Source organism: Aquiflexum sp. (assembly GCF_041751335.1).
Lineage (GTDB): Bacteria > Bacteroidota > Bacteroidia > Cytophagales > Cyclobacteriaceae > Aquiflexum.
Window position 1 is genome coordinate 1 of the sequence record NZ_JBGSXS010000420.1, and the last position, 11,999, is coordinate 11,999.

Consider the following 11,999-nt stretch of genomic DNA (forward strand, 5'->3'; position numbering starts at 1 on the left):
CCTACCTCAAACAGCAAAGGAACAGATTGACCGCTTGCCAAGTCATAAGGAATGGCTTTGTTTGGCATGACTTCCATACTGAATTTGAGCAGATCTGCTGCTCTGTCTAGGTCATCTTCATCCAATAGGGCAATCACCACAGAGTTGATGGCAGATCTGTGGTTGGAAGTGAAGCGTCTGAATTCATCATCAAAGTAATTGTTGGGATCATCCATTCCCCGGAAAGCAAATTTTTCTTTGATGTTAGCGTATGCTAGGTCAATGTTGACAAGTTCGGTTCTCATTCCCTGCGGCTTCCTGACTGGCAGCAACCTGTAGGTAAGTCCTTCCATAACCACATAATCTTCTATATCAATACCGATTGTAGCCAAAGAGGTATTATTGAAATAAATAGGCCTTTCCCAATTGTTGCTGGTGATCAGGTCAATGAGCATCAGGCTGCCTTTGGTCAGGTAGTTGCCTTTGACCCTCAAGTTGATCTGTTCTGTCATCAAGGTCTCCATTCCATCAGGTATCAGCCCTTGGTTGAATACGTTTTGCAGATTGACATCTAGTATTAAGTTTCTGGAAGGGACCATGTTGTAAGAGGCTCTGCCAGATGTTTGCAACTTCAAAAGACTGCTTTCATTTTTGACCAATTTTAGGTATTCATTTGCCGAGATGGCGTCCAATCCCTCCCTGTCCACCACATAAAGCACATCATTGGTTCCTTTTTTGAAATTATTGTAATTCAAAGAAAAAGGCAACGCTTCTGATTCATGTACCGGACGGGCCATTTGCTCCACATACCAGTCTGTATCAAAGTAACTCAATACAACTACCCGCACATCGGTTCTGAATCCTTCCACCTCCTGCACATACCAAAGCGGGAAAGTGTCATTGTCTCCACCTGTAAACAAAATTGCATTTGGAGCACAAGATGAAAGGAAATTCCTGGCAGAATCCACTGAGAAAAACCTTCCCTGACGATTATGATCATCCCAGTTTTGGGAGGCCATCAGTATGGGAATCGGGAAGGTCACCAAGGTGGCTATGATTCCCGCAACAGCCAGATTTTTGTTCAATTTGCCTATCCAATGCGCCAAAGCCATCACTCCTATACCTATCCAAATGGCAAATGCATAAAAGGATCCAACATAAATGTAATCACGCTCCCTCGGTTCGACGGGTGGGGAGTTGAGGTAAAGTACCAAGACTACGCCCATCATCAAAAACAACATCACGGTAATGTAGAAGGATTTCGGGTCATTTTTGGCTTGAAATATCAGCCCGATCAATCCGAGAATAAGTGGAAGCATCAGGTAATTGTTGTGCGCTTTGTTTTCTATGATGTAATCGGGGAATTTGTCTGAAAAGAAATCTGAAATTCCTAACCAGGGAGCATCGGAGAAATCACTTTCTCTGCCGGAGAAATTCCACATAAAATATCTCCAATACATGTGTCCCAACTGATGGTCAAACATAAAATATATATTGTCGGCAAAAGTTGGTTTGTCACCTTCCCGCAGACCTAATTTGGATCTATAGAGTTGTTTGTGCCGGTCCTGCGTAGAATAAATCCTGGGTAGAATAGTTGACCTTTTCGGGTCATAAATGTTGGAGGTGGAATAATCCACAATCTCATATTTGTCTTTGCCTTTCAGATAAATGGGCGCACCTTCTTTCTGATCCACCAATTCGGCGTCATAATATTGTCCGTATAGCAAGGGTCTGTAACCATACTGCTCTCTTTTAAGATAGGATACGTAACTGATAATATCCTTGGGCGCATTTTCATTGATGACTGGATCCTGATTTGCCCTCACTACAATCATGGCATAAGAACCATAACCGATCAATATAAAAGTCAAGGAAACTAAAATCGTATTCAGTACCACTTATTCCTTTTTGATGGAATATAAAATCCCATAAATCAATGATCCTAAAAACAAGGCAGAGAAAACCACAATGCCAGAACCAAAAGGTAGGCCAATGCTATTGACAAAGAATATTTCTATAGACCCGGCAAGACTTGGCAGACCAGGTATAATTAAATTATTGATAATAATCAGAGCAATGCCACCGATAATCAATGCGATGATTCCTCCTTTTAGGTTTGGATTTTGGTACTTTTTAAAATAGTAAACCAAAGCTAAGGCAGGTAGTGTAACCAAATTCAGCAAGTGGACCCCTATGGAAAGTCCTACTAGGTAAGCGATAAAAATCATCCAACGGTTTTCGTCTCGGGGATCTTCTATCACATCCCATTTAAGGAATGCCCAAATCACAATGGCAGTAAAGAATGAAGACATGGCATATACTTCCGCCTCAACGGCAGAAAACCAAAAACTATCGGTAAAGGTGTAAACAAGAGATCCGATTATACCAGCACCCATCAAGGTAATGGTCTGCCCTTTGCTTTCCTGGCCTTTCAAGATATTGAAAAGTTTTCTTCCAAATAAGGTGATGGACCAGAATAGAAACATAATGGTTAGACCGGAGAGAACTGCACTGCCTACATTCATCCAATAAGCCACTGCCAAGCCGTCACCCATAGCAAGGAAACCAAACATCCTATAAATCAAAAGGAAAAACGGAGCACCGGGAGGGTGGGGAACCTGAAGTTTGTAGGAGACAGCAATAAATTCTCCTGGATCCCAAAAGCTGGCAGTCTCTTCAACGGTAAGGATATATACGGTGGTAGCAACCAGAAAAACCAACCAACCGGTCAGGTTGTTGACCTTTTTATAATCAAGCATTGTTTATGAAATAGTAGTGTCGGGCGAAAATAAGCAATAAATCCAAAATGTTGGGAATTTTAACAGCATTTAAGGCATTGTGATAAAAATTACTGTGCATCTTTTGATAAGTCCTTAAATTTGTAACATTAAAATATTATTTAGATCATGAGCGGACAACCGAAAACATTCAATGAACTTATTTCCAGTGAAAAGCCAGTATTGGTGGATTTCTTCGCCACATGGTGCGGGCCATGTCAAATGATGCAACCCATTCTACAGGATACTGCAAAACAAGTCGGAGAAAAAATCAAAATCATCAAGGTTGATGTTGACAAAAACCCCTTGGCAGCAAGTAAATACCAAGTAAGAGGTGTGCCAACATTGATCCTGTTTCAAAATGGGCAAGTTCTGTGGAGGCAGTCAGGTGTTGTTCCTGCGCATCAACTGGTGAAAGTAATTGAGGAAAAAACGGTTCAAAAAGTATAATTTTATAAATGTAACAAAAGTCATTCTCCATAAAAGATGACCTGTTTAGTTTTACGAAATCAAAATCAAAAAGAAAATATGTTAATAGAACAAATTTATACCGGATGTTTGGCTCAAGGAGCATATTACATCGAGTCTGATGGAGAAGCGGCAGTTATTGACCCACTAAGAGAAGTTCAGCCTTATATCGAAAAGGCAGAGAGAAGGGGCGCGAAAATCAAATATGTTTTTGAGACCCACTTTCACGCCGACTTTGTATCAGGTCATCAGGATTTGTCTGCAAAGACAGGTGCTCCGATAGTTTTTGGGCCAACAGGTATGAAAATGGGATTTGACGCAATAGTGGCAGAGGATGGTCAGGAGTTTCAATTGGGCAAAGTAAAAATCCGATTGATCCATACCCCCGGACACACTATGGAAAGTGCCTGCTACCTTTTGATCAATGAGGAAGGTAAAGAAGAAGCACTATTCACAGGAGATACCTTATTTATAGGAGATGTTGGAAGACCGGATTTGGCTCAGAAAGTAATTGCTGATCTGACCCAAGATAAATTGGCAGGGCATCTTTATGATTCCCTGCGAAATAGAATCATGCCATTGGCAGATGATCTCATTGTCTATCCCGCTCATGGTGCAGGTAGTGCATGTGGTAAAAACATGAGTAAAGAAACTTCAGATACATTGGGTAACCAAAAGAATACAAATTATGCGCTTCAGGAAATGACAAAGGAGGAATTTGTAAAGAAAGTACTGACAGGTTTGACACCCCCTCCTTCTTATTTCCCACAAAATGTATTAATGAATATCCAAGGCTACGACAGCATAGATGAAGTATTGGAAAGAGGAATTAGGCCATTGAGCTCTGCGGCATTTGAGGCAGCGGCAAATGAAACCGGAGCGGTGATTTTGGATACTAGAGACCCTCAGGTATTTGCCAAAGGATTTATCCCCAATTCAATAAACATCGGTATTGATGGTAGTTTTGCAGTATGGGTAGGTGCTTTGTTGCCTGACCTTAAACAGGAAATCCTTATTGTAGCTGAAGAAGGGAGAGAAGAGGAAGTAGTTACCAGACTGGCAAGGGTGGGGTATGACCATGCTATGGGGTACATCAAAGGTGGATTCGAATCCTGGAAAAATGATGGCAGGGAAGTAGACGCCATCACTTCTATCACTAGCGAAGAATTAGCCAATATCATTGAAAAAGAAGGTGATGTGAAAATCCTTGATGTAAGGAAAAATTCAGAGTATTTAAGCGAACATGTCATTGAGGCTGAAAATGCACCTTTGGATTACATCAACGACAGTATGGAAAAAATAAGTAAAGATAAAACCTACTATGTCCATTGCGCAGGAGGATATAGATCCATGGTTTTCAGTTCCATTCTGAAAGCCAGAGGATATGATAACCTGATTGATGTGAAAGGTGGGTATACGGCAATAAAAGATTCAGGTCTGTTTGAGGTCAGCGATTATGTTTGCCCTACAACTTTGCTATAAATTGCAAGTAGGAAAAAAGTAGTCCCTTCAAGTTGGCCATTTGTCAGAAATAAGAGGCTTTTTATTTGATGATTAACCCTATGGACCTCCTTAGCAATTGCTTCTAATCAAAATAAAAGCACTAAATAGTACGGAATTTAAAGAATAATCTAAAATTAATACTGAATATGTGTAATCTGACCCTAGTAATGGATTATAAGGTTTTTAAAAATAAAATAGTGAAACAATCATAACATATATGGAACAATTTATTGAATGGGTCAAACAACCATGGCCTTGGTGGGTAGCAGGACCATTAATTGGGCTTACCGTGCCGATCTTACTGATTATCGGAAATAAATCTTTTGGCATTTCTTCCTCACTTAGGCATATTTGCGCCATGTGTGTCCCGGCCAATATCCCATTCTTTACTTACAATTGGAAAAAGGAAATATGGAACATAGTATTTGTAATCGGGATATTGATTGGGGGTTTTGTGGCTACTGCCTTCTTTTCCAATCCTGAAGCCATTGTCATAGCGGAATCAACACAACAGGATTTGGCTGCTTTGGGTGTTACAGATTTTAGCAGTCTTATGCCTGCCGAAATATTCAACTGGTCCAACCTATTTACCGCAAAGGGTCTTCTCTTTTTCGTTGTAGGAGGTTTTCTGGTAGGATTCGGAACTCGCTATGCTGGGGGATGTACTTCCGGACATGCGATTATGGGAATCAGTTCTCTCCAATGGCCATCTATGGTAGCCACGATTTTCTTTATGATAGGAGGCTTTTTGATGACTCATGCATTTTTGGGACCATTAATGACTTTGGTTGGATTTTAACAGTTTACGGCTATGAAAACTACAATAATTAAAAAAACTCAGGATCCAAATGATTGCGGAACTCCCAATCATAAAGCTGACCATGAGGCAGGCTTTGGATTGATTAAATATTTGATAGTGGGGTTGTTTTTCGGTCTGATTTTCGTCAAGGCTGAGATCATTTCATGGTTCAGAATTCAGGAAATGTTCAGATTACAATCATTTTTCATGTATGGCGTCATTGGTTCGGCCATTTTGGTCGGTTTAATCTCCATTCAATTGATTAAGAAGTTCAATGTCAAAACCATACATGGTGAGGAGATCGTCATTCCAAAAAAGGAATTTAGAAAAGGTCAGATCATCGGTGGATTTATCTTCGGATTAGGATGGGCCCTGACGGGTGCATGTCCGGGACCATTGTTTGCGCAGATAGGTAGTGGGTTTACAGTAATAGCTGTCACCTTGGTAAGTGCTATTGCAGGGACTTGGGTATATGGTAGATTTTCAGATAAGCTTCCAAATTAAAAGTTCGAGTTCTAAAATAATTCGGGAATAAATAAAATTGAATTGAAAGTCACTGCCTGTCGGCAGTGGCTTTTTTATTTTCCAATTAAAAGATTGGGGCAGATAATTTTTTTAGGAGCCCTGACTTTTTTGTTTCGGAATTCCTGTTTGGTGTGAAAAAAGAAGAATTTTTTTAAAAATAATGATCAATTGAAATAGTCATATCAATGATTTTTATTGTGTTACTTATTTCTAAGCTTAATATAAATAATAATGGAAGATATATTTACTGGATAATTTTTAATTTAGGATTTCATAAAAAACAGAGATTTTAATATTAATAAAACTAAATAACTTTGAAATAATATAGAAATTTCGATAGAAATACCTTTTTTAATTCGAATTTGGGCTAAATTCAAATTCCCATTAAGACGCTATAGAGGCATTCTTCTTTAATTACCCAATGCCAGTTCCAAACTATGAAGTTTCAATTACTCTTTATTATCATGTTGCTTGCTGTTGCTACTTTCAACAGCTTCATCCTGATTTTCAAAAGAGAAAAGAACATTTCAGGGTATAGGTTCCTTTATGCGTCGTTGTTTTTTTACAATTTCTGCCTATCCGTTTACTTTGTTTGGTTTGAGGCGGGCTTTATTATGGAAGCACCTGAATTGTTGAGGACTATAAGTCCCTTGATGTATCTATGTGCACCATTATTCTTCTTTTTTATAAGAAACTCTCTCTCAGGATCAGTGGGATTAAGTAAAAGAGATTGGCTTCATTTCCTTCCTGCGTTGATCCACTTATTGGATTTGCTTCCGTTTTACTTCGAATCGTCCCAAGTTAAATCTGTCTTTGCCGCTAACATAGTATCAGACAAAGCCAAAATTAATTTTGAAGCTGGCGGATTGATTCCAATCCAGTTCCACTACCTGTTCAGGATTTTTCTTCAGACCGGTTATTTTGTCTATTCACTATACCTTGTTAATAAAGTGCGTCCGGAGATTTTTATCATTAAAAAAGGACAAAGACGAATTTTTGATCTTAAAATTGTATTGATCAACTTAGGTTGGATGGTGATTTTTCAGTTTGTCTATGCTGTTTTTGAGATTATGATACATTTTGGGAATCTTGACCTGATAGTGGAAAATTATTATTTAAGGAGAATTTCGCTTCTTGGACTGCTCGGCCTGAACCTGTTTGTCAATTTCAGGGCAGAATTTTTTAACGATCGAAAGGAGAATAAAAAATCAAAGGTGGTCGATGTGGATAAACAAAAAATCCATATTCCATACTCAAAAAACGGAGACCAACCTGAAATAAATATTCAGATTTCTAAAGAACTACCGGATGCTTTTTCCCAAAAAGAAATAGAATTGATTAAATCCGAGATCATCTCAAAAATGGAAGAGGCGCAGATTTTTACTGAAACTGGATTGACATTGAATCAATTTGCAAAGCGTATAAACGTAACCCCAAAGTTGGTTTCATTGGTTATCAATAGAGAATTTGATAAAAACTTTAATGAATTTTTGAATCAATATAGGATAGCCTTTGCCATCTTAAAAATAAAAGAAGGATACCTTGATGATTATACTTTGGAGGCTTTGGGGGAGATGTCAGGTTTCAATTCAAGGACTACATTTTTCAATTCATTTAAAAAAGAAAAGGGTTGCAGCCCCACTGAGTATTGGAAGAAATTTCAGGAAAGCCCTTCTTGATTTAGGAAGGGAATTGCAATTATAAGCTGAAGCTTTATATTCCTAAAATTCAATTATAAAATATTATAATTACTCCAATGATGCCAATAACTAAATATTATAGTGTTTCCACCTTGGCGTAATTCTGTAAGCTCACCAACTGAGCTCGGTGACCGATTATTCTGAGATCTAGCTCACAGAAATTTCATCCTTTTTTTCATTGAGCAACTGTGAAAAGTTGGCCTATTTTTGTTTTTATTTCACTCTAGATTATAGAAAAACCTACTTTTTACTGTCGCGGTCTGATTTTTTTATTTCCGCGCCATGGTTTTGTAAAATCACTTTTGTATTTCATAAAACTGAAAAGGAACTTCTCTGACTGTCTGTTTCAATATCGGATTATGAAACATGGAATGGTTGAAAAGTGACTTGGTTTTGTTGTGATTTGTAAGAAATGGATCATAAAAAAACAAAGTATACGTATAAACTTATTCGTTTATGAAAAAATTATTTACGTTCAATTTAATTCCACAAGTCTTAGGATCTTTACAATTAATCAGTTTTAGAAAGTTTCCAGATTTAAGTAAATTTCTAAAATTATACTTTCTCATTCTTACTTTTTTTTGCACATCAGTTCATGCCCAAGTTATTTCAACAAGCACTAGTTCTACTGTTGTGATTGCTGGTGGTGAAGATTTTGTGGTTAATGCAGGAGTAACTCTTTCAAATACAAATAGTGTAGCTACTGCAGGTTCTAGTAGTACTTCTATTGTTCTTCCAAATTTTACGAATAATGGATCTATGGTTGGATCATCAACTAACGGCGCTATTATGAGTGCGTTTAATAGTAGCGTCAAAACAAATTTTATTAATAATGGTACGATGAGTGGTAAAGGAGGGATTAATTTTTATTCCCCTATTACTTTAACAAACAATGCTTCTAGATCTATTTCAGGAACCGATCGGGCTATTCATTTTCATAGTGGTTCATCTGGGACGGATTTGGTGAATAATGGTTCTATACAAGGAAATTATTCTTCAATTAGGATTTACTCAGGTGCAACAATTAATAGTCTAACAAACAATTCAACGGGAAGAATTGGAGGTACAAATTGTAACAATATACTTGGGATTGAGCATGGAGGGACAATTACAACTCTAATTAATTATGGTACTATAAGAAATTGCAGAAGTGACCTTGCTGCAATAAATGGTTCTTCCGCAACTATAACAACTTTAAAAAATTATGGAGTAATTAATAACAATAATTCTACCAGAAGTATTTCAGGTACTGCGGTGACCAATTTATATAATTCTCAAAGTAACTTTAATTTTAATGGAAACCTACCAACTAATTACTTTGTCTATATAGATGGTTCTAAAACTGGTAAAATTACATTTACAAATCCTGGTACTTCAACCTTAAATTTTGCTATTGATCCAGCAAGTACTTTGCCCTACGGTACTTACACTGCAGTTTTAAGTGGAATTAACGCAAGTAATATTATTTCTGGTACAAGTGGTGTTTTTGGGGAAAAAATTTGGACATTAACAAATCCTACCGGGACACAGTGGGATTTAATAGTAAGTGCTCCAGCTACAACAATGTCAATTAATGGTGGAGACAATCAATCCACCACAGCAGGATCTGAAGTTTCTATAGTCCCAAGTGTATTGGTAACGGATGCGAATAGCAATCCGGTATCCGGCGTATCAGTAACCTTCACCGTGGCCTCAGGCGGAGGTAGTATTACGGGTGGGACAGCGACTTCCGATGCAAGCGGTATAGCGACGGTAGGCAGCTGGACTCTGGGTTCTACTGCGGGTATGAATACGCTGACAGCCAGCAGCACTGGTTTGACCGGCTCGCCACTGACCTTTACCTCAACAGGTGTAGGTGCTGCCACACAGCTTGCCTTCTTGGCACAACCTCAGAACGCGGTGATTGGGTCATCGACGGGTGTGATTACTGTCGAGATTTTGGATGCGAATGGCAACCGGGTAACCAACAACACCACCTCGGTGAACCTGTCTATTGCTAATAACGCTGGAAGCGGAACATTGTCTGGAACAGCGACCGTTAATGCGGATACTGGTCTGGCCACGTTCTCCGGATTGAGTATCAACAAGGTTGGCGAAGGGTATACCCTGAGTGCCACATCGACCGGACTCACCTCGGCGATTTCCTCGGTATTTGATATAACGATGAAGGAACTGACCATCTCCGATCCGATCTTAACCAAAACGAAAGCCTACGATGGCACCACAAGTGCGGCGGTTACGGCTGGAGCGCTGAATGGAGTATCCCTGGGCGACGATATTACCATGACTGCGGTGGCCAGTTACGATAATGCCAATGTGGGTACCGGTAAGGCGGTTACGGTAGTCTATACGCTGGGTGGTTCAGACGCAAACCCTCAGACGGCGGTACTAAACAATCTCTCTCCGGGAGGTGGAGCGGAATCCAACGATAAGACTTACGCGAATATTAGCCGTTGGGCGCAGCAGTTCACAGCAGATGAAAGTGGGCCCATCTCCAACATCAAGCTGAACTTATATTTGAGAAATGGGCAGTCTGGTGCTTTCAATTTGGAGCTGTGGAGCGGTAGTGGAACGACGCCCACCTCCAGTCTCGCGTTGCTGAAAACCTTGGATTGGTCATCTCTAACAGTCAACAATACAACTACCAATACGGACTCTTTTATTGAAGTCACCAGCTTGGATAACACCTACTCTTTAGTCTCTGGAACTCAATACTGGTTAGTTGTGTCCCAAGCTTCGAACGGTCCGCAAGCGAAACGGTGGACTGTGACTGGAAGCGGTCAACAAACTGCATCTTATAATGCTAAACAAGGCTTATGGACTAACCAAGGGACAGCCGCCAATATGGGGTGTCAAATCTCAGTAAGTCGCCCAGTAAATTACAAGGCACCAGCTACTTATGTGGTAAATGACGGTGAAATTACAACTAAGGCCCTGACAATTACTGTAACTCCTAATCAAAGTAAGGTGTACGGAGAAGCCGACCCCAGCTTTACTTTCACGGCTACCGGCTTTGAAGGTGGAGACGATGAAAGCATATTAACAGGAGCTTTGGCAAGAGCACCTGGAGAGAATGTGGGAAACTATTCGATCAATCAAGGTACTTTAAGTGCAGGGGACAACTATTCCATCAACTTTACTGGAGCGGGCTTTGCGATTACGGAGAAAACTCTAAATATCACTGTGAATTCAGGTCAGAGCAAGGTGTACGGAGAGACTGACCCAAGCTTTACTTACACGCTTACCGCAGGCGAGTTGGTTGGAGAAGATGCATTTACTGGCACGCTTGCAAGAGTGACTGGTGAAAATGTAGGCAACTACGTCATCAACCGAGGCAGCTTAACCGCTGGAGACAACTACACGATTTCCTTCACGGGTGCAGACTTTGCGATCACGAAGGCAACCATGACTGTAACGGCCAACGAAAACCATAGCAAGGTTTACGGTCAGGCTGATCCGACTTATACTTACCTGGCAACTGGCTATGCCAATGAAGACACAGAATCTGTTCTAAGTGGAGCACTCACCAGAGACGAGGGCGAAAACGTAGGCAACTACGCCATCAACCAAGGCAATTTAACCGCTGGAGACAACTACACGATTTCCTTCACGGGTGCAGATTTTGCGATCACGCAGGCAACCTTGACTGTGGCAGCAGAGGATAAATCTAAAGTCTATGGTCAGGCGAATCCAACGCTAACCTTCACATACGAAGGCCTGGTCAACGGTGACTCGAAAGTGAGCACCGAACCAAGCATCGCAACAACGGCTACGGCAAGCTCGAATGTTGGAAACTACCCAATTACTTTAGCTGGTGGCTCGGATGCGAATTATAATATCACTTTGGTTAATGGAACATTGACTGTTGATCAGAAAGCAGTAACCATCACAGCTGAGAACAAATCGAAAACATACGGCGAAGCAATTCCAACGTTATCCTTTACTTATACAGGTTTGGTCAATGGAGACGAAAAGGTAGCTACAGAACCAAGCATTGCAACAACTGTTACGGCAAGTTCAAATGTTGGAACTTATCCAATTACCTTAACAGGTGGAGTAGATGCAAATTATGACATCACGTTGATTGCAGGTGAACTTAAAGTAACGCAAGCTGCCTTGACGATCACAGCGGAAGACAAATCCAAAGTCTACGGCGAAGCCAATCCGGCATTGACCTTCAATTACACAGGTTTGGTCAACGGTGATACACAAGCCGCAATAGAACCAGGCATTGCAACTACTGCAACA

Annotated in this window: 6 protein-coding genes and 1 pseudogene; 6 read left to right on the forward strand and 1 reads right to left on the reverse strand. The window is 40.1% G+C overall.

Going from position 1 to position 11,999, the window contains the following annotated elements; all coding sequences use genetic code 11:
• Positions 1-2,738 (reverse strand): annotated as a pseudogene (locus tag ACEW8U_RS22295) (DUF2723 domain-containing protein); the annotation flags it as partial.
• Between the two features lie 147 nt (positions 2,739-2,885).
• On the opposite strand from ACEW8U_RS22295, the gene trxA reads away from it, so the two are divergent.
• The 6 genes from trxA to ACEW8U_RS22325 form a co-directional block, all read left to right on the forward strand.
• Complete coding sequence (gene trxA, locus ACEW8U_RS22300) at positions 2,886-3,206, forward strand: thioredoxin (RefSeq protein ID WP_373524267.1); 321 nt, start codon at positions 2,886-2,888, stop codon at positions 3,204-3,206.
• 78 nt (positions 3,207-3,284) lie between these two features.
• Positions 3,285-4,706 carry a rhodanese-like domain-containing protein gene (locus ACEW8U_RS22305; RefSeq protein WP_373524268.1) on the forward strand — a complete coding sequence of 474 codons (1,422 nt, stop codon included), beginning with the start codon at positions 3,285-3,287 and terminating at the stop codon, positions 4,704-4,706.
• 238 nt (positions 4,707-4,944) lie between these two features.
• On the forward strand, positions 4,945-5,526 hold the full coding sequence (locus tag ACEW8U_RS22310; RefSeq protein WP_373524269.1) for a YeeE/YedE family protein: 582 nt from the start codon (positions 4,945-4,947) through the stop codon (positions 5,524-5,526).
• A 12-nt stretch (positions 5,527-5,538) separates the two neighbouring features.
• Positions 5,539-6,030, forward strand: a complete 492-nt coding sequence (locus tag ACEW8U_RS22315) for a DUF6691 family protein (RefSeq protein WP_373524270.1) — start codon at positions 5,539-5,541, stop codon at positions 6,028-6,030.
• Positions 6,031-6,488: 458 nt separating this feature from the next.
• Positions 6,489-7,730, forward strand: a complete 1,242-nt coding sequence (locus ACEW8U_RS22320; protein ID WP_373524271.1) for a helix-turn-helix domain-containing protein — start codon at positions 6,489-6,491, stop codon at positions 7,728-7,730.
• Between the two features lie 477 nt (positions 7,731-8,207).
• The coding region (locus ACEW8U_RS22325; RefSeq protein WP_373524272.1) for an MBG domain-containing protein at positions 8,208-11,999 on the forward strand (3,792 nt) is incomplete at its 3' end.